Origin of the sequence: Streptomyces hokutonensis (assembly GCF_000376565.1) — a bacterium.
In the GTDB taxonomy this organism is placed as follows: domain Bacteria; phylum Actinomycetota; class Actinomycetes; order Streptomycetales; family Streptomycetaceae; genus Streptomyces; species Streptomyces hokutonensis.
Window position 1 is genome coordinate 279,504 of sequence record NZ_BARG01000014.1, and the last position, 20,014, is coordinate 299,517.

The window sequence follows — 20,014 nt, forward strand, 5'->3', positions numbered from 1 at the left end:
CATGCGAGTCCGTACGACCGCTGCCGTGGCGTCGCTGGTGCTGCTCACCGGCTGCGGCGCCGCCGACATGACCAAGCAGGCCTCGCCCTTCGCCAACGCGCAGGGCGCCAAGACCGTGACGCTCTCCGTCCAGTCCTGGGTCGGCGCACAGGCCAACGTGGCCGTCGCGCAGTACCTGTTGGAGCACAAGCTCGGCTACCGCGTCGACACCGTCCAGGTCGACGAGGTCCCCGCGTGGGACGCGCTCAGCCAGGGCCGGGTCGACGCGATCCTGGAGGACTGGGGCCACCCCGACCAGGAGAAGCGCTACGTCGACGACAAGAAGACGATCACGCGTGCGGGCGGCCTCGGGGTGACCGGGCACATCGGCTGGTACGTTCCGACGTACCTGGTCAAGCAGCACCCCGACATCACGGACTGGAAGAACCTCGACAAGTACTCCTCGCTCTTCCGCACCGCGGAGAGCGGCAACAAGGGCCAGCTGATGGACGGTTCGCCCTCCTACGTCACCAACGACAAGGCGCTGGTGGCCAACCTGAAGCTCAACTACCAGGTGGTGTTCGCCGGTTCGGAGGCCGCGCAGATCACCCAGATGAAGCAGTTCGCCAAGGAGAAGAAGCCCTTCCTCACCTACTGGTACGCACCCCAGTGGCTGTTCAAGAAGGTGCCCATGACGGAGGTCAAGCTCCCTGCCTACAAGGAGGGCTGCGACGCCGACGCCGCCAAGGTCGCCTGCGCCTACCCCCACACCCCGCTGCAGAAGTACCTCAACACGGACTTCGCGAAGAAGGGTGGCAAGGCGGCGGCCTTCCTGAAGAAGTTCAAGTGGACGACCGAGGACCAGAACGAGGTCTCCCTGATGATCGCCGACCAGAAGCTGTCCCCGGCCGACGCGGCGAAGAAGTGGGTGGACAGCCACCCCGCCACGTGGAAGGCATGGCTGTCCTGACGGCTGCCGGCTCAGCGCTTCAGCCCGGCCACCATCCCCTGCAACGCGCGTGCCGTCCACCGCTGCAGCCCCGGGCCGAACGTCACGCGCGTGGCCCCGAGTTCACCGAGTTCGGTGGGCGAGGGGCCCTCGCCGTCCGCCCGCGCGAACACGTTGACCGGCCCCTGGATACCGGACCGCAGCAACGGCAGCACCGCGGTGGGCGCCGCGATCGGATAGACGCAGTCCGCACCCGCCGCGACATACAACGCGGCCCGCTCGATGGCCCGTTCGGGATCGCCGTCGCCATGCAGGAAGGTGTCCACGCGGGCGTTGACGAACAACTGGTCCGCCGCCACCGCCCGCACCTCGGCGAGCCATTCGGCGTGGTGCCGTGGGTCCTTGAGAACACCCCCGTTGGAGTCCTCAAGATTGCACCCCACGGCACCCGCCTCCAGCAGCCGCTCCACCAACTCCTTGGGCGCGAGCCCGTATCCGCCCTCGACATCGGCCGACACCGGAACGTCCACGGCCCGCACGATCCGCGCGACCGCCGCGAACATCTCGTCCGCCGGAGTCGCCCCGTCCTCGTACCCCAGCGAGGCGGCGACCCCGGCACTGGGCGTGGCCAGCGCCGGGAATCCGGCGTCGACGAACACCCGCGCGCTCACGGCGTCCCAGGGCCCGGGCAGCACGAGCGGATCACCGGGCAGCCGCCGCAGATGCAGACTCCGGAACAGCCCGACCCCGCTGCCGCCCGACCCCCGTGCCCGCACGGTCACTTGTGCTGTCCCGCCTTGTAGTGCCCCGGCACCATCCGCGTGCTGACCCCGAACCGGTTCCACGCGTTGATCACCGTGATCGCGGCGATCAGCTGGGTCAGCTCGGCCTCCTCGAACTGGGCGGCGGCCCGGTCGTACACCTCGTCCGGCACGAAACCGTCCGTGAGGACCGTGATCGCCTCGGTCAGCTCGATCGCCGCGAGCTCCTTCTCGGTGTAGAAGTGCCGCGACTCCTCCCACGCCCCCAGCTGGATGATCCGCTCCACGCTCTCGCCCGCCGCCAGCGCGTCCTTGGTGTGCATGTCGAGGCAGAACGCGCAGTGGTTGAGCTGCGAGGCGCGGATCTTCACCAGCTCCAGCAGCTTCGGGTCGAGCCCCCGACGGGCCGCCGCGTCGAGGCGGACCATCGCCTTGTAGACCTCGGGGGCGTGCTCGGCCCAGTTGAGACGGGGGCTGTGTTCGGGGGCGTAAGGAGCTTCCTGTGCTGTGGTCATGTCTCGACCCTAGAAGCCAGGCAGCCCAGGAGTATGGTCCATTTCCATGGCGAAATCATGGGCCACTTTGGGCGTAGACCTCCACCTCGAACCGACCGGCACCAGTACGGGTACCGGCACAGGTGTCCGCCGGGGCCTGACGGACGCGCTCCGCGACGCCGTCCGCACCGGCCGCCTCGCTCCCGGCACCCGGCTGCCCTCCTCCCGCTCCCTCGCCGCCGACCTGGGCGTGGCCCGCAACACCGTCGCCGACGCCTACGCCGACCTGGTCGCCGAGGGCTGGCTCACCGCCCGCCAGGGCTCCGGCACCCGCGTCGCCGACCGCGCTGTCGTCCCGCCCGCCGACACGACCCCGCCCCGCCGCCTCCACACCCGCCCCGCCTACGACCTCGTCCCCGGCACCCCCGACCTCGCCTCCTTCCCCCGCACCGAGTGGCTCAAGGCGGCCCGCCGCGCCTTCACCTCCGCCCCCTACCAGGCCCTCGGCTACGGCGACCCCCGCGGCCGTGCCGAACTGCGCACCGCCCTCGCCGCCTACCTCGCCCGGGCCCGCGGTGTCCGCGCCGACCCCGAGCACATCGTGATCAGCGCGGGCATCTCCAACGGCCTGCGGCTGATCGGCACGGCACTGCGGGCCCGCGGCGCCCACTCGATCGCGGTGGAGTCCTACGGCCTGCCCGCGCACTGGGGGATCCTCGACGGGGCCGGTCTGCGCACCCGCCCGCTCCCCTTCGACGAACTGGGCACGAACCCGGGGCAGTTGACGGACGAGCCGGCCGTCCTGCTCACCCCCGCCCACCAGTTCCCCATGGGCGTCCCGCTCCGCCACGACCGCCGCTCCGCCGTCGTCGACTGGGCCCGGCGCACCGGCGGTCTGGTCCTGGAGGACGACTACGACGGCGAGTTCCGCTACGACCGTCAGCCGATCGGCGCCCTCCAGGGCCTCGACCCCAACCATGTCGTCTACCTCGGCACCGCCAGCAAGTCCCTCGCCCCGGGTCTCCGTCTGGCCTGGCTGGTCCTGCCCCCGTCACTCGCCGAGGAGGTCGTGAAGGCGAAGGGCGGCGTCGACACCTGCGGCGTCCTGGACCAGTTGACCCTCGCCGAGTTCATCACCTCCGGCGCCCACGACCGCCATGTCCGCGCCGCCCGCCTGCGCTACCGCCGCCGCCGCGACAGCCTCGTCGAGGCCCTGGCCCAGTACGCCCCCGAGGTCCACGTCACCGGTATCGCGGCCGGCTTCCACGCGGTCCTCAGCCTCCCGCCCGGCACCGAACAGTCCGTGGTCCAGGCCGCCGCCTGGCAGGGCCTGGCCCTCCACCCGCTCTCGTCCTACCGCCACGAACACGCCCAGGCCGACCCCCTGGACGCCCTGGTCGTGGGCTACGGCACCCCGCCGGACCACGCGTGGGCGGGAGCGGTGGAGGCCCTGTGCAGGGTGCTGCCGTGACCTACACGGTCTCTACGGAGGCCTGGTCGGACGCTTCCTCCGGCGCCTCACCGAACCGTGCCAACGCCAACGCCCCCACCACCGCCACCGCGAACCCCAGCACCGCCAGCCACTCCAGCCCCTCGCGCGTACGGTCCCCGAGCCACACCACGCCCACCGCCGCCGGCCCGATCGTCTCCCCGATCACCAGCCCTGCCGTGGCCGTCGTCACCGACCCCCGCTGCAGAGCCGTCGTCAGCAGCAGGAACGCGGCGCCCCCACCCACCAGCAGCGCGTACGTCGCGGGATTGCCGACCAGCGCCGAGGGGTTCAGCGAGTCGATCAACCGCACCGCCACCTCGACGACCCCGAACCCGAACCCGGCGCCCAGCCCGAGCGTCAACGCCCGCCCCCGCTCCGGCAGTCGCCCACCGACCAGCCCGAGCAGCAGCACCGCACCGGCCGTCCCCAGCATCGCCCACTTCAAGGCCGTGGACCCGGCCTGATCGCCTTCCGCCCCGGACGCCAGCCCCAGCATCGCGAGCCCCGCGCACACCACCCCGACGGCCGCCCACTCCACCCCGCTGAGCCGCACCTTCAGCAGCCGCGCGGCCACCACCGCCGTCACCGCGAGGCTCGACGCCAGGGCCGCCCCGACCGCGTAGATGGGCAGCGACCGCAGCGCCGCGATCTGGAACACGAACCCCAGCCCGTCCAGCGCGAGCCCCGCCATGTACCGCCACTGCCGCAGCGCCCGCAGCAACAGCGCCGCGTCCCCACCCCCACCCGTCGTCGCCGCCCGCGTGGCGACCGCCTGCAGGACCGTCGCCGTACCGAAGCAGATCGCCGCGCCGAGCGCGCACACCATTCCAAAGAGCACAAAGGGACTCTAGGGGAGGGGAGATCGCCGCGGGCTCCCGTGCGAACCCTCTCACCGATCTCTAGGCCCCCAGCACCGCCCGCAGCTCGGCCAGTCCCCGGTCCAGGTCCTCCTCGCCGATCATCAGCGGCGGCGCGATCCGGATCGTCGCCCCGTGGGTGTCCTTCACCAGGACACCCCGCTCCATCAGCCGCTCCGAGACCTCCCGGCCCGTCCCGACCGCCGGAGCGATGTCGACCCCGGCCCACAGTCCCCGCCCGCGCACCGCCGTCACCCGCCCGGTGTCCTTCAACTGCCGCAGTTCCCCGTGCAGATGCTCGCCGAGCCGCGCCGCCCGCGCCTGGTACTCGCCCGTCCGCAGCATCGCGATCACCTCCAGTGCCACCGCACACGCCAGCGGATTCCCGCCGAACGTCGACCCGTGCTCCCCGGGCCGGAACACCCCCAGCACCTCCGCGCTCGACACCACCGCAGACACCGGCACCACCCCGCCGCCCAGCGCCTTCCCCAGCACATAGACGTCGGGCACGACGCCCTCGTGCTCGCAGGCGAACGTCCGTCCCGTCCGCCCGAGCCCCGACTGGATCTCGTCGGCGACGAAGAGCACGTTCCGCTCGCGCGTCAACTCCCGCACCCCCGCCAGATATCCGGCCGGCGGCACCAGCACCCCCGCCTCGCCCTGGATCGGCTCCAGCAGCACGGCCACCGTGTTCTCGCTGACCGCCGCCCGCATCGCGGTGAGATCCCCGTACGGCACGATCTCGAAGCCCGGGGTGTACGGCCCGAAGTCCGCCCGCGCCTCCAGGTCGGTCGAGAAGCCGACGATCGTCGTCGTACGGCCGTGGAAGTTGTTCCCCGCCACCACGATCTTCGCCCGCCCGTCGGGCACTCCCTTGACCCGGTACCCCCACTTGCGGGCCGTCTTCAGCGCGGTCTCCACCGCCTCCGCGCCCGTGTTCATCGGCAGCACCAGCTCCATGCCGCACAGCTCGGCCAACTGCTCGCAGAACGCGCCGAACCGGTCGTGGTGGAACGCCCGCGACGTCAGCGTCACCCGGTCCAACTGGGCCTTCGCCGCCGCGATCAGCCGCGGGTTGCGGTGCCCGAAGTTCAGCGCCGAGTACCCGGCGAGCAGGTCCAGATAGCGCCGCCCGTCCACATCCGTCATCCACGCGCCCTCGGCGCCGGCGATCACCACCGGCAGCGGGTGATAGGTGTGCGGGGTGTGTGCCTCGGCGGCGGCGATGAGGGCTTCCGTACTGGTCACGGCGTCTCCCGGGGGTGAGGGTGCCCCCTTTCCTATCCTCGCCCGCATGGTGGACGCGGGAGCCGCACCGTCCGGCCCGCCCGGTAGGCTGACCGGCGGGCCGTGACTGGCGCGCTGGGATGGGACCGACCATCGGGGAGCGGCCCGAGCTGCAATGTGTGCCGTGCGCCTGGGCCGTACCGTGAACGCCGAACGCCACGTCCGGAGGTCCCCATGCCCGACAATTCCGCGCCCCTCTCCAACGAGTCCACCGCCTACCGCGCCGCCCTCGACGTGATCCGCGCCGTCGAGCCCCGCGTCGCCGACGCGATCGGCCAGGAAGTCGCCGACCAGCGCGAGATGCTCAAGCTGATCGCCTCCGAGAACTACGCCTCCCCGGCCACCCTGCTCGCGATGGGCAACTGGTTCAGCGACAAGTACGCCGAGGGCACCATCGGCCGCCGCTTCTACGCCGGCTGTCGCAACGTCGACACCGTGGAGTCCCTCGCCGCCGAGCACGCGCGTGAACTCTTCGGTGCCCGCCACGCCTACGTCCAGCCGCACTCCGGCATCGACGCCAACCTCGTCGCCTTCTGGTCGGTCCTCGCCGACCGCGTCGAGGTCCCCGCCCTCGCGAAGGCGGGCGTCCGCCAGGTCAACGACCTCTCCGACGCCGACTGGGCCGAACTCCGCCAGGCCTTCGGCAACCAGCGCATGCTCGGCATGTCCCTGGACGCCGGCGGCCACCTCACCCACGGCTTCCGCCCGAACATCTCCGGCAAGATGTTCGACCAGCGCTCCTACGGCACCGACCCGGCGACCGGCCTCATCGACTACGACGCGCTGCGCGCCTCGGCCCGCGACTTCAAGCCGCTGATCATCGTCGCCGGCTACTCCGCCTACCCCCGCCTGGTGAACTTCCGCCTCATGCGCGAGATCGCCGACGAGGTCGGCGCGACCCTCATGGTCGACATGGCGCACTTCGCCGGCCTGGTCGCGGGCAAGGTTCTGACCGGCGACTTCGACCCGGTCCCGCACGCCCAGATCGTCACCACCACCACCCACAAGTCGCTGCGCGGCCCGCGCGGTGGCATGGTCCTGTGCGACGACTCCCTCAAGGACCAGGTCGACCGCGGCTGCCCGATGGTCCTCGGCGGCCCGCTCCCGCACGTCATGGCGGCCAAGGCCGTCGCCCTCGCCGAGGCCCGCCGGCCCTCCTTCCAGGACTACGCCCAGCGGATCGTCGACAACTCCCGGGCGCTGGCCGACGGCCTGATGCGCCGGGGCGCCACCCTCGTCACCGGCGGCACCGACAACCACCTCAACCTGATCGACGTCGAGACGTCGTACGGCCTCACCGGCCGCCAGGCCGAGACGGCCCTCCTGGACTCCGGCATCGTCACCAACCGCAACGCGATCCCCGCCGACCCGAACGGCGCCTGGTACACCTCGGGCATCCGCATCGGCACCCCCGCCCTGACCACCCGCGGCCTCGGCACGGTGGAGATGGACGAGGTCGCCTCCCTCATCGACCGCGTCCTCACCACCGCCGAGCCGGGCACGACGAAGTCGGGCGCGCCGAGCAAGGCGTCCCACGTCCTGGACGCAAAGGTCTCGGACGAGATCTCCCGCAGGGCGACGGACCTGGTGTCCGGCTTCCCCCTGTACCCGGAGATCGACCTCGGCTGACAGCCGGCCCGCACCCTCTGTCGAGTTGTCAAAGATCGGCGACTCTCACAGGTCAATGAGTTCCTGTCGTGGTTCCTCGCGCGGCGGTCCGGCCTCACGCCGGGCCGCCGCGCGGCGTATCAGCAGCGTGCCGCCGACGCCGACGGCGAGACCCGCGGTCGCCCACCCGACCCGCTCGGCGGGCCCGGGCGCATCCTTCACAGTGCCGGTATCGCCCCTGACCTCACCGAGCAGCCCTGCTTTCTCCATCCGCGTGAAGACCGGACGCGGTGCCCGATGCCAGCGGATGTCGTCGTCCGCCACCTCCGGCGCCGGATCCGTCCGCACCCACGGTGTGCCGTCCTCGGCGACGAACAGCTGGTCCTCCCGCTCCACCGCCACATCACCACCCGGAGCCCGACTCGTCCGAGGCCAGCCCCCGACCCCGGTGAGCCCCCACACCACGGTGATCCGCACCGCCGGATACCGGCCCGCCTCCCACTCCTGCGGCACCCGCTCCGTGCCCGCGTACGTCGGCTGCAACAACGTCCACAGGCGCGCGAACGACGGCTCCCCGGAGTGCCACGCCTCCGTCCGGCCCGTGTCGCCCGCCACGACCAGCGCCAGATCCGGGATGTCCCGGCGCGGATCCTGAACCCGCACCTGATCCATCCCGACAGCCTCGACCTGAGCCGCCCCGGCCAGAGCCATCACCACCGACGCCCCCACGAGACACGCGCCCCGCAAGCTCCCGCGTTCCATCCCGCGCCCCTCCATCCCTCCACCCCTCACACGTCCCGCAACTCCTGCCTGGTCCCCGGCTCCCGCCCCTTCCGCCACCGGTTCGGCGGCAGCCGTAGGGCGAACGGCCGCAGCACGAGGGCCAGTACCGCTCCGGCCGCGGCGCCCGGTATCGCCCACCACCAGTCGGTGCCGTCGTCCTCGTCCCGCGCGGTGACCCGCACCGTGCTGGTCTCTACGGCGGTGTCAGGTGCGGCGACGGCCGGAGCGGACTCGGTCGACTGCCACGGTGCCGGGAAGATGCCCGAATAGCCGTCGGACCCGCCGCCCGTGCCCGTCACTCCCAACTTCCGCAAGAGAGCGCGCAGTTGGGCCGGATGCTCGGCGCGGTGCCAATAGCCGTTCAGATTCGCGTTCTCCGGCACGTCGGCCGCCGTGTGGATCCACACCGCCTGGGGACGGGACTCGACGGGAAAGACCCGGTCGATCCGCCACGGCGATATGTCGTGCGCCAGCCAGGTGACATTGATCTGGCGGGCACGGGTGAGATCGGCCTCGGGCGGCTTGTCACGGGTGCCCCTGCCCTCGGGGCCGAGCAACTGCTGGAGCTTTCCGTACCGTTCGTCCGAGTAGTACAGCGCCGTGGCCTGTCCGCTTGTCGGCGAGGTGACGAGCACGCTGGTCGGCCCGCCCGCCGCCGCCTCCGAGGCACCCCACACCATCAGCGACAGCGTCATCGCCAACGCCCCGCTCAGAGCTGTCAGTTCGCGCATCCTGCCCGCGCTTCCGCTTGTCCTGACCGCACTTCCGACTCCGGACATCCGAACCCCCGACCAGCCGATCCCCGTACGGCCCGCCCGCGAGCCGCCTGTCACTTCTGGTACACCGCCCGACCCTCCGGAGTTCCCACTCCGCGCGCCCTATTCGTCCGACTCGTGCCGGCGGTCGACCGACTTGGCGATCTCCACAGCCCGCTGCTTCGACGCCACCCCTTCCAGACGGAACGTCAGATCACCACCGGGAACTCCGTCGACCGGATGCGTCCACAGCAGCGTCGGTCCGGCCGTCCGCTCCGCCCGCGTATAGCGGTCACCGTCCCCGTCCACCAGCCAGAAACTCAGGAGATGCGGCCGCGCGAACCACAGCGCCGGGTCCTGTATGCCGTCCGGCGCGACGGACGCGTCCAGCGACAGCCACTCCGGCGGTCGGCTCACCGTCTTGGCGAAGCCGATGTCCAGCCGCGCCGGATACTCGTCGACCCGGACCGTGTGCCCGCCCTCCCGCCAGCACAGGCTGACCAGAAAGCGCCCACGCGGTTCGCCGGTCACCGTCACCGCGTCCGGAACACCCAGCGCGTCCGGCACCAGCGGCTCGAACCCCGCCTGCCGCCGGGCCTGCGCCAAGGTCACCGACCGGCCGCACCCGGGCACCACGGCACCGGCAGAGGGCACCGCAGACGGGTCGTACCGCACCTCGACCCCACCGAAGCCGAACCAGTCGAAGACCGCCGCCCGCACCGGAGGTGTGAGCACGAGCACCGTCAGCAGACTGCACAGGGCCGCCGTCAGCGCGCGCCGGCGCAGCCGCGCCCAGTGCCGCACGGCGCGCAGCCGCGCCCGGACCCCGCCCGGCCCGGCCTCCTGGACGGGGACCGGGATCTGCTCGGCCAGTATCTGCGCCAGCACCCGCTCGACCATCGTCTCGGCCCCGGCGGCCCCGCCCTCGCCACCGCCCCGCGCGTCCAGCGAACGCCCCAGCGCCCGCAGCTCCTCCGGCAACCGGGAGCCGGCGCCGGTGCCCTCACCCTCGTAGTACTCCCGTCCGTCACTCACGCTCATCACCTCCTTCCCGAGGCTGGAAATCCGGCAGCAGCCGCCCGAGTTTCCTCAGCGCGCGGCTCAGCCGGGACTTCACCGTCCCGCGCGGCCAGCCCAGGGCCTGGGCCGTCTCCGGCTCGTCCATCTCCAGGAGATAGCGGTAGGTCACGACCAGGCGGTGCTCCTCGCTCAGCTGCTCCAGGGCGGACAACAGGGCCGTACGGCGCTCCGTCTCCAGCGTGGCGACCGCCGGATCCGCCGATTCCGGTATCAGCGGCTCGGCCTCCACGAACGCGGCCTCCCGGCCCGCGAGCGTGCGCTGGCGCGCGGCCGTACGCACGGTGTTCCTCGTCTCGTTGGCGACGATCGACAGCAGCCACGGCTTGAACGCCGAGCCCTCCCGGAACCTGCCCAGCGCGCAGTACGCCTTGACGAAGGCCTGCTGCACCACGTCCTCCGCGTCCGCACCCGCCCCGAGAGCCGCGGCCGCCCTGAGCGCGATGCCCGTGTGGGCCCGCACCAGCTCCGCGTACGCCTCCGGCTCTCCGGCGCATACGCGTGCGATCACCGCGACCTCATCGACGATGCGGCCCCCCTCCCGCGTCTTCACATATCTGGTACACCGCCCGAGGCGGATCGGTTCCCACCCGTGCCACAGCTCTTCCGATCCGGTTCCCACCCGGTTCCGACCGGTTCCTGACCGGGTCCCGGGACCTGAGAGAATGGTGAACATGGCCTCAGACAGTCCCCGCGTGCTCTCCGGAATCCAGCCCACCGCAGGCTCGTTCCACCTCGGCAACTACCTCGGCGCCGTGCGCCAGTGGGTGGCCCTCCAGGAGTCCCACGACGCGTTCTACATGGTCGTGGACCTGCACGCGATCACGGTCCCGCAGGACCCGGCGGACCTGCGCGCCAACACCCGGCTGGCCACGGCCCAGCTGCTGGCCGCCGGCCTGGACCCGGACCGGTGCACGCTCTTCGTCCAGAGCCATGTCCCCGAGCACGCCCAGCTCGCCTGGGTCATGAACTGTCTGACGGGCTTCGGCGAGGCCGCCCGCATGACGCAGTTCAAGGACAAGTCCGCCAAGCAGGGCTCGGACCGCGCGTCCGTCGGCCTGTTCACGTACCCGATCCTCCAGGTCGCGGACATCCTCCTCTACCAGGCGAACGAGGTCCCGGTCGGCGAGGACCAGCGCCAGCACGTCGAGCTCACCCGCGACCTCGCCGAGCGCTTCAACGGCCGCTTCGGCGAGACCTTCACGATCCCGAAGCCGTACATCCTCAAGGAGACGGCGAAGATCTACGACCTTCAGGACCCGTCGATCAAGATGAGCAAGTCGGCGTCCACCCCGAAGGGCCTGATCAACCTCCTCGACGACCCGAAGGCGACCGCCAAGAAGGTCAAGAGCGCGGTCACGGACACGGAGACCGTGATCCGCTACGACGCCGAGAACAAGCCGGGCGTCTCCAACCTCCTCACCATCCAGTCGACCCTCACCGGCAGGTCGATCGCCGAGCTGGAGCAGGAGTACGAGGGCAAGATGTACGGCGCGCTCAAGACGGACCTCGCCGAGGTCATGGTCGAGTTCGTGACGCCGTTCCGGGAGCGCACCCAGCAGTATCTGGACGACCCGGAGACGCTCGACGCGATCCTGGCCAAGGGCGCCGAGAAGGCGCGGGCCGTCGCGGCCGAGACCCTCGCGCAGGCGTACGACCGGGTCGGCTTCCTGCCCGCCAAGCACTGAGGCGTACGACCGCACTGAAGTACCACTGGACAGAGCGCTGCACATCACTACGGTTGCGCCTGCCCACAACTCGGTCGTGGCCGTACAGTCGATAGCCGGGCCGCCGCACATGTGGCTGCCCGCGCTCACCAACAGGACACCGATCAGGACGACAGGAGACGACGTGGGGACCGTAACGATCGGTGTGTCGATCGCGGTCCCGGAGCCTCACGGCAGCCTGCTCCAGGAGCGGCGCGCGGGCTTCGGCGACGCCGCTGCGCACGGCATCCCCACGCACGTCACGCTGTTGCCGCCCACCGAGGTGGACGCCTCGCGGCTGTCCGAGGTCGACGACCATCTCGTCTCGGTCGCCGCCGCCGGGCGCCCCTTCCCGATGCGGCTGTCCGGCACCGGCACGTTCCGGCCGCTGTCCCCGGTCGTCTACGTCCAGGTGGTCGAGGGCGGTTCCGCCTGCACCTGGCTGCAGAAGCAGATCCGCGCCGCCTCCGGGCCGATGGCGCGCGAGCTGCACTTCCCGTACCACCCGCACGTCACCGTGGCCCACGGCATCGACGACGAGTCGATGGACCGCGCCTTCGAAGCGCTCGCCGACTACCGCGCGGAGTGGTCCTGCACCGGCTTCGCGCTCTACGAACAGGGCGCCGACGACGTCTGGCGCAAGCTCCGCGAGTTCACCTTCGGCGGCGCCGTCGTACCACCCCAGGCGGCCCGCACGGATCGTGGAACGATCCCCAGCCACTGAGTGCAATCAGACTGCCAGTCGTCTGAACAGCCCCCGCGGCAGGTGCCGTAGCACCGACGTCACCACGCGCAGGGTCCCCGGCACCCATACCGTCTCCGAGCCCCGGCGCAGGCCGAGTTCGATGGCTGTGGCGACCGCTTCGGGGGTGGTCGTGAGCGAGGCGGCCCTCGGGTCGGCCATGGTCCGTGAGCGGACGAGACCGGGGCGTACGACCATGACGTGCACGCCCGTGCCGTGCAGCGCGTCGCCCAGGCCCTGCGCGAAGGTGTCGAGGCCGGCCTTGCTGGAGCCGTAGATGAAGTTCGTGCGGCGGGCCCGTTCGCCGGCCACCGAGGAGAGCACCACCAGGGAGCCGTGGCCCTGGGCCTGCAGGGCCCGGGCGCTGATCAGGCCGGACGAGACGGCGCCGGTGTAGTTGGTGTGCGCGACCCGTACCGCGGCGGCCGGATCGCGCTCGTCGCGGGCCTGGTCGCCGAGGGTGCCGAAGGCGAGCAGCACCAGGTCGATGTCGCCCTCCGCGAAGACCTTGCCGAGGACGGTCTCGTGGGAGCCGGGGTCGAGCGCGTCGAAGGCGACGGTGTGGACGTCGGCCCCCAGGGAGCGCAGTTCCGCAGCGGCACTCTCCAGGGCGGGCGAGGGGCGGCCCGCGAGCCACACCGTACGGGTGCGGCGGGCGATGAGTCTGCGGGCGGTGGCCAGTGCGATCCGGGACGTACCGCCGAGGACGAGGAGGGACTGTGGAGGACGCATGCCCGTGACCGTATCGCCCGCTTATGGGCGGTTGGTCGTACGGCATCGGCGGCCTCCCTGAAATGGGCGATTAATCGGATGCCGTTCAATGGGGCGCCACGCGCGCTTGTTTGTGGGTACCCGCACATCGGTGTCAGTGGACGGGGGCAGAATCGGATCATGGACTGGCTGAAGAAGCTCCCCTTCATCGGGCCGCTACTGGTGCGCCTCACCGCCACGCACGCGTGGCGGTCGTACGAGCGCCTCGACCGGGTGAAGTGGTCGCAGCTCTCCGCCGCCATGACCTTCATCAGCTTCATCGCGCTGTTCCCGCTGCTGACCGTGGCCGCCGCGATCGCCGCCGCCACCCTCAGCACCGACCAGCAGCACGAACTCCAGGACAAGATCGCCGAGCAGGTCCCCGGCATCTCCGACCAGCTCGACATCGGTTCCCTGGTGGACAACGCGGGCACCGTCGGCCTCATCGCCGGTGCCGTCCTGCTGTTCACCGGCATCGGCTGGGTCGGCTCGATGCGGGAGTGCCTGCGCGCGGTGTGGGAGCTGCCCGACCGCGACGAGAACCCGCTGCTGCGCAAACTCATCGACACCGGGGTGCTGATCGGCCTGGGCGGCGCCGTCCTCGCGACGATCGCCGTCTCCACCGTCGCCTCCGCACTGGTCGACTGGATCAACGACCAACTGGGCATCGCCCAGGGCGGCTGGGGCGGGATCCTGCTGCGGATCGCCGCGTTCGCCGTCGCCGTACTCGCCGACTTCCTGCTTCTGCTGTACGTCCTGACCCTGCTGCCCGGCGTCGAGCCCCCGCGCCGCCGGCTCTTCGTGGCCGCGCTGATCGGCGCGGTCGGCTTCGAACTGCTGAAGCTGCTGCTCAGCGGCTACATCCAGGGCGTGGCCGCGAAGAGCATGTACGGCGCGTTCGGCGTCCCCGTAGCCCTGCTGCTGTGGATGAACTTCACCTCGAAACTCGTCCTGTTCTGCGCCGCCTGGACGGCGACCCCGAGCAGACCGGACGAGGACGACGACTACGTCCCGGCCGACGGCAGCCAGGACCCCAAGGTCAGGGACGCGGGCGACGACGGACCAGATCCGGCAGCGGCCAGCGCCGGTTGACCAGGAAGACACCGCCGGCCAGCAGCACCAGCAGCCCGCCGACGATCGCGAGCGCGATCCCGACCCCGCCCGAACCGTCCTCCTCGGCCGCCACCGGGGTGGAGGACGCGGCCGGCTTCGTGCCCGCCGTGTCCCCGCCCGCCTCCCCGCTGGCCGTCGCACCCGGCTGGGCGCTCGCCTGCGCCGCGTTCCTCGGCGCGACCAGCTCACCCACCGGCTGCACCTTGCCGGCCGCCTGGAAGCCCCAGTCGAGGATCTTCGCGGCCTCCTTGTAGACCTCGTTGTGCTCGTCCTTCTCCGGGTTCATGACCGTCACCAGCAGCACCTTGCCGCCGCGTTCGGCGACCCCGGTGAAGGTGGCGCCCGCGTTGGTCGTGTTGCCGTTCTTGACGCCCGCGATGCCCGGGTACACCGAGACGTCCGAGTCGCCGCTCAGCAGCCGGTTGGTGTTGCGGATCTCGAAGGTCCCGCGGACCGACTTGCCCTTCACCTTCGTGGTCTCGCCCGGGAACTTCACGCTCACCGTCGAGCAGTACTCGCGGAAGTCCTTCTTCTGCAGCCCGGAACGCGCGAACAGCGTCAGGTCGTACGCCGACGAGACCTGCCCCGGCTCGTCGTAGCCGTCCGGCGTCACCACATGCGTGTCCAGCGCCTGGAGGTCCTGGGCGTGCGCGTTCATGTCGGCGACGGTCTTGTCCACACCGCCGTTCATGTGCGACAGGACGTGCACGGCGTCGTTGCCGGAGCGCAGGAAGACCCCGAGCCACAGATCGCGGACCGTGTAGCTCTCGCCCTCCTTTATCGGCACCACGCTGGAACCGGCGCCCATGCCGGCCAGGTCGGAAGCGACCACCTTGTGCTCGGTCGTCTTCGGGAACTTCGGCAGCACGGTGTCCGCGAACAGCATCTTCAGGGTGCTCGCCGGAGGCAGCCGCCAGTGCGCGTTGTGCGCGGCCAGCACATCACCGGTCTCGGCGTCGGACACGATCCACGACCGCGCGGTCAGGTCCTTCGGCACGACCGGGACGCCGGCCGCCAGATTGACCTGCGTCCCCGCCTGCGCGAGCCGGGCGCCGCCCACGGACGACATGCTCGCCGGGGGAGTGGCCGTAGGACTGGTACTCGGGCTCGCCGACGAGCCGGCCGACGAACTCGGTGTCGGCGTCGGACTCGGAGCCGCGAGGGCGAGCGGCGCGGTGAGCGCGAGGGACGACAGGGCGGCGGAAAGCACCAGCAGGGATCGCCTGATGGTCTGCTGTGGAGCGGGCACGCACGTGAACGTACATGCCCGGCGACCCGAAGTCCCGTCACCGGCCCCACCCCGGCCACCGGCCCCGGAGGACGACGGCGATACTGGACTCATGAAGCTCAGCCGCCCCGTCTCCTGGTTCCTGCTCGCCTTCGGGGTGTGGAGCTGGGTCATCTGGATCACTTTCGTCAAGAATCTCGTCGCGGACGGCAGCGGACTGGCCTTCGACGACGGCCGCCCGACGGCGTACTTCTGGGTGCATCTGACCCTGGCCGTCGTGTCCTTCGTATTGGGGACGGTCATCGGGGGCCTCGGGTTGCGTGGACTGCGCGCACTGCGCGAGACGTCATAAAGAAGTGGCCATCGTCGTCATCGCTCTCGTCGCCCTGGTCGCGGTAGCCGTCCTGGGCGGTGCGCACTGGTACGTCTGGCGCCGCCTCGTCCGCGACACCACGCGCGCGTGGGGCCCCGCCCGCGTCACCGGCACGGTGGTACTGATCGCCGGCCCGGTCCTGATGATCGCGGCCCTGGCCGCCGAGCGCGGCGGTGCCCCCTTCTGGCTCCAGCGCGTCCTGGGCTGGCCCGGCTTCCTGTGGATGGCCCTGGTCATCTACCTGCTGATGGCCGTCCTCGCGGGAGAGGTCCTACGGCCGCTGCTGCGCCGGTTCCTCGACCGGCGCGGGCGGGCCGAGACGGCCGTGGAAGAGACCGAATCCGCAGCCCCCGAAGAGACTCATGAAGAGCCGCGGACCTCTGCCCCCTCCCGTCGCCTCTTCGTCTCCCGGGTCGTCGGAGGCGCGGCCGCCGCTGCCGCCGTGGGGACCGTCGGACACGGCACCTACGGCGTCCTGCGCGGCCCGGGGGTCAAGCGGGTCACCGTGCCGCTGGCCAAACTGCCGCGGTCCGCGCACGGGTTCAGGATCGCGGTCGTCAGCGACATCCATCTGGGGCCGGTCCTGGGGCGGGGGTTCGCGCAGAAGGTCGTCGACACGATCAACTCGACGCAGCCCGATCTGATCGCGGTCGTGGGCGACCTGGTGGACGGCAGCGTCAAGAACCTGGGGCCGGCGGCGGCTCCGCTGGCCGGGCTGCGGGCGCGGCACGGCAGCTTCTTCGTCACGGGCAACCACGAGTACTTCTCCGGCGCCGAACAGTGGCTGGAAGAGGTCCGCAGGCTCGGCATCCACACCCTGGAGAACGCCCGTACCGAACTCCCCGGCTTCGACCTCGCCGGGGTCAACGACATCCAGGGCGAGAGCGAGGGCCAGGGGCCCGACTTCGGGAAGGCGCTCGGGGACCGGGACGCCACGCGCGCGTGCGTGCTGCTCGCGCACCAGCCCGTGCAGATCCACGAGGCCGTGAAGCACAACGTCGACCTCCAGCTCTCCGGCCACACGCACGGCGGCCAGCTCTGGCCCGGCAACTTCATCGCGGCGGCGGCCAATCCGACGGTCGCGGGCCTGGAGCGTTACGGCGACACCGAGTTGTACGTCAGCCGGGGCGCGGGGGCCTGGGGACCGCCCACCCGGGTGGGCGCGCCGTCGGACATCACGATCGTCGAACTGGCCTCGAAACAGGCCTAGTTGACGGGGCGGGGCTACGAACAGGCTACGAACAGAAGGAAGCCTTCACAGCGGCCACGATCCCGGCGGCTATCACTTCATCCGTGCCGTAGCGGGCAGCGGCGTTCTTCGCCGCCGTCGCGTCGTCCTTGCCCTGCTTGATGTCGAGGCACACGTTCCGGGCGTCGCTCAAGTCCTTGTCGTCGCTGCCGAGTCCGGGCTTCAGCGCGTCCAGCACGGTCGTCAGCGCCTGAGCCTGGGCCTCGTCGGGCGACGGGACGGCCGGCGCGGCGGGTGTCGAGGGCGTGGCGGGTGCCGACGGCGCGGAGCTGGGCGCTGTGGACGACTCGCTGTCCGCCTTGTCGTCGCTGCCCCCGCAGCCCGCGAGCGCGAAGACGGCGACAGCGGCAAGTGCGGGCATGGCAAAGCTGCGCATGCTTCCCCCCAAGGAAGTGCAAAGTACAGGAACCGTGAGGGTAGCCCACGGGTACGACAAAGCCCCGCCCAGGTCATCGGCCGTACCGTGTCTTCGCGAAGGCTGCGCCGGAGCCCGCGCGCCGCGCCGCGCCGGTCACCCCGGTGGGTCGAACTGGCCTCGAAACAGGCCTGGTTGCCCTGCCGAAGCAGGTCTGAGGATTGGCTGGGAAGTGTCTGTGAAACGGGCGATTAACACTCGTCGGTAAGTTCTTTCTCATCTCGGCAGAACCCTCTTCCCCCGGATGAAACTCCTGTGGTTAGGTGATCCGCGCCACTAGGGGAGTGGCATATGCGCAGGAACCCGGGAGGGTTCTGGGGAGGGCACACCGATGCGGTCGGTTCGCATACGGATTCTCGCGACGCTGCTGGTTCTGGCGGCCGTGGGAGTGGGCGGCTGGCAGTTGCTGCCGTCGGACGGGAACAAGAACAAGACGATCACGGTGGGGACGACGGACGCCGTCACGTCGCTCGACCCGGCCGCCGCGTACGACGCGGGTTCCTGGGCGTTGTACAGCAATGTCTTCCAGTCGCTGATGACGTTCGACTCGGGCGGTACGAAGCCCGTCCCGGACGCGGCCAAGAGCTGCGGTTTCGTGGGCAGCGGGCTGCGGACGTACCGCTGTGTGGTGCGCGAGGGGCTCACCTTCCCGAGCGGGCGAAAGATGACCGCCGCGGACGTGAAGTACTCCTTCGACCGGGTCAAGAAGATCAACTCGGACGTCGGCCCGGCGTCCCTGCTCTCCACGCTCGGCTCGGTCACCGCCTCCGGGATGACCGTCACCTTCCATCTGTCGTCGCCGGACGCCACGTTCCCGTTCAAGGTGGCCACCGGCGCCGGCGCGATCGTCGACAGCAGCAAGTACCCGAAGGACGCCCCGCGCAACGGGTTCCAGGCCGACGGCACCGGGCCGTACATCCTGTCGACGTATACGAAGGGCAAGAAGGCCGTCCTGAAGCCCAACAGCCACTACAAGGGCGCGGTCAAGAACACCGGGAGCCCGATCGAGCTGCGGTACTACGCCGACTCGGACGCGCTGCAGAAGGCGTACAAGGCGAAGCAGGTGCAGGTCGCCACCCGGCAGCTGCCGCCGAAGATGCTCTCCGGGCTCTCCGCCAGCGACCCGAACCAGCGGGTGTCGGAGGCAGACAGCTCCGAGACCCGCAACCTGTACCTCAACACCCGTAAGGGCACGCCCCTGCACGACGTCCTGGTCCGGCGGGCCATGGCCTGGCTGATCAACCGCGACGAGCTGGCCGCCACGGTGTACGACGGCACCGTCGACCCGCTGTACTCGCTGATCCCGGCCGGCATCGTCGGCCACACCACCTCCTTCTTCGACGCCTACCCCTCCGAGAGCGTCAGCAAGGCGAAGGCACTCCTCGAAGAGGCCGGCGTTTCCGTCCCGGTGCACTTCACCTACGGCTACGGCATCGGGCACGGTTCCGGCGCCGAGGAGGCCGCCGAGCTGAAGAAGCAGCTGGAGGCGGGCGGCCTGTTCAAGGTGGACGTCAAGGGCTACGAGTGGACCGACTTCCAGAAGCGCTGGGCCACCGGCAAGCTGGACGCCTGGGCGGTCGGCTGGGTCGCCGACTACCCCGACCCGGACACCTTCGGCTCCTCGCTCGTCGGCACCGGCTCCACCATGAACACCGGCTACAGCAACAAGCTGGTCGACCAGCTCATCCTCAACAGCCAGACGTTCGCCGACCGCAGCCGCGTCGACGACGACTTCCGGGACGTCCAGACGGACGTCGCCGAGGACGTGCCGCTGATCCCGTTGTGGCAGCGCAAGGAGTACGTCGTGAGCAGCGAGGACGTCGGCGGCATCTCCTATCTCACGGACGGCACCGGCGTGTTCCGGCTGTGGGCGCTGGACTGGATCTGAGCCCCGTCCTCAGGGCCCGGCTCCGGCCGAGTGACGCCGGACGGCCCGCGCACGCAGCACCATGTGACGGAGGTGTGCGCGGGGTGAGGAGCCGACGTGGTCAGACGCAACTCGTTCCGGCTGCCCCGGCACCCGGCCTCGGTGGGGCTCGCCCGGCGCCGGGTCCGCGACCATCTGGCCGACTGGGGGCACGCCAGTGACGATCCGGCGCTCCAGGACGCGGTGCTGCTGGTGTCCGAGCTGGCCACCAACGTCGTACGCCACGGGCCGCTCCTCGAGCGGGAGTTCGAGGTCGCGGTGACGGCCCTCGCGGACGGCTCCTGCCTCGTCGAGGTGTCGGACGAGGGCCGGGTCGAACCCCGGCTGCGGGTCGTGACGGACGTCGAGGAGGCCGGCCGCGGTCTGCACCTCGTGGAGGGCATCGCGGCGGCCTGGGGCGTGTGGAGCCGCGGTGCGCACGGCAAGACGGTGTGGGCCCTCGTGCAGGCCCACGACACCACCTGAATGT

At 71.0% G+C, this 20,014-nt stretch carries 21 protein-coding genes and 1 riboswitch; of the genes, 10 read left to right on the forward strand and 11 right to left on the reverse strand.

Annotation, left to right across the window (positions count from 1 at the left end; all coding sequences use genetic code 11):
- Position 1: 1 nt before the first annotated feature.
- Positions 2 to 949, forward strand: a complete 948-nt coding sequence (locus tag SSP08S_RS06870) for an ABC transporter substrate-binding protein (RefSeq protein ID WP_026178248.1) — start codon at positions 2 to 4, stop codon at positions 947 to 949.
- A gap of 11 nt (positions 950 to 960) precedes the next feature.
- On the opposite strand, the gene SSP08S_RS06875 is transcribed toward SSP08S_RS06870, so the two are convergent.
- Both SSP08S_RS06875 and SSP08S_RS06880 read right to left on the reverse strand, forming a co-directional pair.
- Positions 961 to 1,710: an isocitrate lyase/PEP mutase family protein gene (locus tag SSP08S_RS06875; protein ID WP_019066837.1), complete on the reverse strand. Its 750-nt coding sequence runs from the start codon at positions 1,708 to 1,710 to the stop codon at positions 961 to 963.
- Entirely contained in the window at positions 1,707 to 2,204 is a 498-nt protein-coding gene (locus tag SSP08S_RS06880; RefSeq protein WP_019066838.1) for a carboxymuconolactone decarboxylase family protein, read from the reverse strand. The genes SSP08S_RS06875 and SSP08S_RS06880 overlap by 4 nt, the downstream gene beginning before the upstream one ends.
- A 46-nt stretch (positions 2,205 to 2,250) precedes the next feature.
- Here SSP08S_RS06880 and pdxR point away from each other — a divergent pair, with 46 nt between their 5' ends.
- Complete coding sequence (gene pdxR, locus SSP08S_RS06885) at positions 2,251 to 3,654, forward strand: MocR-like pyridoxine biosynthesis transcription factor PdxR (protein ID WP_019066839.1); 1,404 nt, start codon at positions 2,251 to 2,253, stop codon at positions 3,652 to 3,654.
- A gap of 1 nt (position 3,655) precedes the next feature.
- Here the strand turns inward: pdxR and SSP08S_RS06890 are convergent, their stop codons facing one another.
- Entirely contained in the window at positions 3,656 to 4,501 is an 846-nt protein-coding gene (locus SSP08S_RS06890; protein WP_026178249.1) for a DMT family protein, read from the reverse strand.
- A gap of 73 nt (positions 4,502 to 4,574) precedes the next feature.
- Positions 4,575 to 5,828 (reverse strand): ornithine--oxo-acid transaminase, encoded by a 1,254-nt coding sequence (rocD, locus tag SSP08S_RS06895; RefSeq protein ID WP_439654571.1) that lies wholly within the window; start codon positions 5,826 to 5,828, stop codon positions 4,575 to 4,577.
- A gap of 44 nt (positions 5,829 to 5,872) precedes the next feature.
- Positions 5,873 to 5,962, forward strand: a riboswitch (ZMP/ZTP riboswitch).
- A gap of 31 nt (positions 5,963 to 5,993) precedes the next feature.
- On the opposite strand from rocD, the gene SSP08S_RS06900 reads away from it, so the two are divergent.
- Positions 5,994 to 7,448, forward strand: coding sequence for a glycine hydroxymethyltransferase (locus SSP08S_RS06900; RefSeq protein WP_019066842.1), 1,455 nt, complete (start codon positions 5,994 to 5,996; stop codon positions 7,446 to 7,448).
- A gap of 45 nt (positions 7,449 to 7,493) precedes the next feature.
- On the opposite strand, the gene SSP08S_RS06905 is transcribed toward SSP08S_RS06900, so the two are convergent.
- The 4 genes from SSP08S_RS06905 to SSP08S_RS06920 all read right to left on the reverse strand — a co-directional run bounded on the left by SSP08S_RS06905 (position 7,494) and on the right by SSP08S_RS06920 (position 10,595).
- A complete protein-coding gene (locus SSP08S_RS06905; protein ID WP_019066843.1) occupies positions 7,494 to 8,204 on the reverse strand; it encodes a hypothetical protein in 711 nt (236 codons plus the stop codon).
- A gap of 11 nt (positions 8,205 to 8,215) precedes the next feature.
- A complete protein-coding gene (locus SSP08S_RS06910) occupies positions 8,216 to 8,941 on the reverse strand; it encodes a hypothetical protein (RefSeq protein ID WP_245607836.1) in 726 nt (241 codons plus the stop codon).
- A 147-nt stretch (positions 8,942 to 9,088) separates the two neighbouring features.
- Positions 9,089 to 10,006: a hypothetical protein gene (locus SSP08S_RS06915; RefSeq protein ID WP_043259282.1), complete on the reverse strand. Its 918-nt coding sequence runs from the start codon at positions 10,004 to 10,006 to the stop codon at positions 9,089 to 9,091.
- Positions 9,993 to 10,595 (reverse strand): RNA polymerase sigma factor, encoded by a 603-nt coding sequence (locus SSP08S_RS06920; RefSeq protein WP_019066846.1) that lies wholly within the window; start codon positions 10,593 to 10,595, stop codon positions 9,993 to 9,995. The genes SSP08S_RS06915 and SSP08S_RS06920 overlap by 14 nt, the downstream gene beginning before the upstream one ends.
- A gap of 121 nt (positions 10,596 to 10,716) precedes the next feature.
- Here SSP08S_RS06920 and trpS point away from each other — a divergent pair, with 121 nt between their 5' ends.
- Complete coding sequence (gene trpS / locus SSP08S_RS06925) at positions 10,717 to 11,730, forward strand: tryptophan--tRNA ligase (protein ID WP_043259296.1); 1,014 nt, start codon at positions 10,717 to 10,719, stop codon at positions 11,728 to 11,730.
- A gap of 163 nt (positions 11,731 to 11,893) precedes the next feature.
- Positions 11,894 to 12,472 (forward strand): 2'-5' RNA ligase family protein, encoded by a 579-nt coding sequence (locus SSP08S_RS06930; protein ID WP_019066848.1) that lies wholly within the window; start codon positions 11,894 to 11,896, stop codon positions 12,470 to 12,472.
- A gap of 6 nt (positions 12,473 to 12,478) precedes the next feature.
- Here the strand turns inward: SSP08S_RS06930 and dprE2 are convergent, their stop codons facing one another.
- Entirely contained in the window at positions 12,479 to 13,222 is a 744-nt protein-coding gene (gene dprE2, locus SSP08S_RS06935) for a decaprenylphospho-beta-D-erythro-pentofuranosid-2-ulose 2-reductase (protein WP_019066849.1), read from the reverse strand.
- A 159-nt stretch (positions 13,223 to 13,381) separates the two neighbouring features.
- Here dprE2 and SSP08S_RS06940 point away from each other — a divergent pair, with 159 nt between their 5' ends.
- Positions 13,382 to 14,332, forward strand: coding sequence for a YihY/virulence factor BrkB family protein (locus SSP08S_RS06940; protein WP_019066850.1), 951 nt, complete (start codon positions 13,382 to 13,384; stop codon positions 14,330 to 14,332).
- Here the strand turns inward: SSP08S_RS06940 and SSP08S_RS06945 are convergent.
- The gene (locus SSP08S_RS06945) at positions 14,280 to 15,602 is read right to left on the reverse strand and encodes a D-alanyl-D-alanine carboxypeptidase family protein (RefSeq protein ID WP_026178253.1); all 1,323 of its coding nucleotides are present in this window, start codon (positions 15,600 to 15,602) and stop codon (positions 14,280 to 14,282) included. The two genes, SSP08S_RS06940 and SSP08S_RS06945, sit on opposite strands and share 53 nt — an antisense overlap.
- 91 nt (positions 15,603 to 15,693) lie before the next feature.
- On the opposite strand from SSP08S_RS06945, the gene SSP08S_RS06950 reads away from it, so the two are divergent.
- Positions 15,694 to 15,933 carry an SCO4848 family membrane protein gene (locus SSP08S_RS06950; RefSeq protein ID WP_026178254.1) on the forward strand — a complete coding sequence of 80 codons (240 nt, stop codon included), beginning with the start codon at positions 15,694 to 15,696 and terminating at the stop codon, positions 15,931 to 15,933.
- A 4-nt stretch (positions 15,934 to 15,937) separates the two neighbouring features.
- Positions 15,938 to 17,164, forward strand: coding sequence for a metallophosphoesterase (locus tag SSP08S_RS06955; RefSeq protein ID WP_019066853.1), 1,227 nt, complete (start codon positions 15,938 to 15,940; stop codon positions 17,162 to 17,164).
- A gap of 25 nt (positions 17,165 to 17,189) precedes the next feature.
- Here the strand turns inward: SSP08S_RS06955 and SSP08S_RS54885 are convergent, their stop codons facing one another.
- A complete protein-coding gene (locus tag SSP08S_RS54885) occupies positions 17,190 to 17,579 on the reverse strand; it encodes a hypothetical protein (RefSeq protein WP_158697137.1) in 390 nt (129 codons plus the stop codon).
- 370 nt (positions 17,580 to 17,949) lie between these two features.
- Between SSP08S_RS54885 and SSP08S_RS06965 the strand changes: the two genes are divergently transcribed.
- Complete coding sequence (locus SSP08S_RS06965) at positions 17,950 to 19,506, forward strand: ABC transporter substrate-binding protein (protein WP_019066855.1); 1,557 nt, start codon at positions 17,950 to 17,952, stop codon at positions 19,504 to 19,506.
- A 96-nt stretch (positions 19,507 to 19,602) separates the two neighbouring features.
- Positions 19,603 to 20,010, forward strand: coding sequence for an ATP-binding protein (locus tag SSP08S_RS06970; protein WP_019066856.1), 408 nt, complete (start codon positions 19,603 to 19,605; stop codon positions 20,008 to 20,010).
- The last annotated feature ends 4 nt before the right edge of the window (positions 20,011 to 20,014 follow it).

What these genes read in the sequence shown, in the direction of transcription:
- SSP08S_RS06950 (WP_026178254.1), top strand. Translation starts at nt 15,694, where the DNA reads ATGAAGCTCAGCCGCCCCGTCTCCTGGTTCCTGCTCGCCTTCGGGGTG.
- trpS (WP_043259296.1), top strand. Translation starts at nt 10,717, where the DNA reads ATGGCCTCAGACAGTCCCCGCGTGCTCTCCGGAATCCAGCCCACCGCA.
- rocD (WP_439654571.1), bottom strand. Translation starts at nt 5,828, where the DNA reads ATGCGGGCGAGGATAGGAAAGGGGGCACCCTCACCCCCGGGAGACGCC.
- SSP08S_RS06905 (WP_019066843.1), bottom strand. Translation starts at nt 8,204, where the DNA reads ATGGAGGGGCGCGGGATGGAACGCGGGAGCTTGCGGGGCGCGTGTCTC.
- SSP08S_RS06915 (WP_043259282.1), bottom strand. Translation starts at nt 10,006, where the DNA reads ATGAGCGTGAGTGACGGACGGGAGTACTACGAGGGTGAGGGCACCGGC.
- SSP08S_RS06870 (WP_026178248.1), top strand. Translation starts at nt 2, where the DNA reads ATGCGAGTCCGTACGACCGCTGCCGTGGCGTCGCTGGTGCTGCTCACC.
- SSP08S_RS06900 (WP_019066842.1), top strand. Translation starts at nt 5,994, where the DNA reads ATGCCCGACAATTCCGCGCCCCTCTCCAACGAGTCCACCGCCTACCGC.
- SSP08S_RS06880 (WP_019066838.1), bottom strand. Translation starts at nt 2,204, where the DNA reads ATGACCACAGCACAGGAAGCTCCTTACGCCCCCGAACACAGCCCCCGT.
- SSP08S_RS06940 (WP_019066850.1), top strand. Translation starts at nt 13,382, where the DNA reads ATGGACTGGCTGAAGAAGCTCCCCTTCATCGGGCCGCTACTGGTGCGC.
- SSP08S_RS06890 (WP_026178249.1), bottom strand. Translation starts at nt 4,501, where the DNA reads ATGGTGTGCGCGCTCGGCGCGGCGATCTGCTTCGGTACGGCGACGGTC.
- pdxR (WP_019066839.1), top strand. Translation starts at nt 2,251, where the DNA reads ATGGCGAAATCATGGGCCACTTTGGGCGTAGACCTCCACCTCGAACCG.
- SSP08S_RS06965 (WP_019066855.1), top strand. Translation starts at nt 17,950, where the DNA reads ATGCGGTCGGTTCGCATACGGATTCTCGCGACGCTGCTGGTTCTGGCG.
- dprE2 (WP_019066849.1), bottom strand. Translation starts at nt 13,222, where the DNA reads ATGCGTCCTCCACAGTCCCTCCTCGTCCTCGGCGGTACGTCCCGGATC.
- SSP08S_RS06910 (WP_245607836.1), bottom strand. Translation starts at nt 8,941, where the DNA reads ATGCGCGAACTGACAGCTCTGAGCGGGGCGTTGGCGATGACGCTGTCG.
- SSP08S_RS54885 (WP_158697137.1), bottom strand. Translation starts at nt 17,579, where the DNA reads ATGCGCAGCTTTGCCATGCCCGCACTTGCCGCTGTCGCCGTCTTCGCG.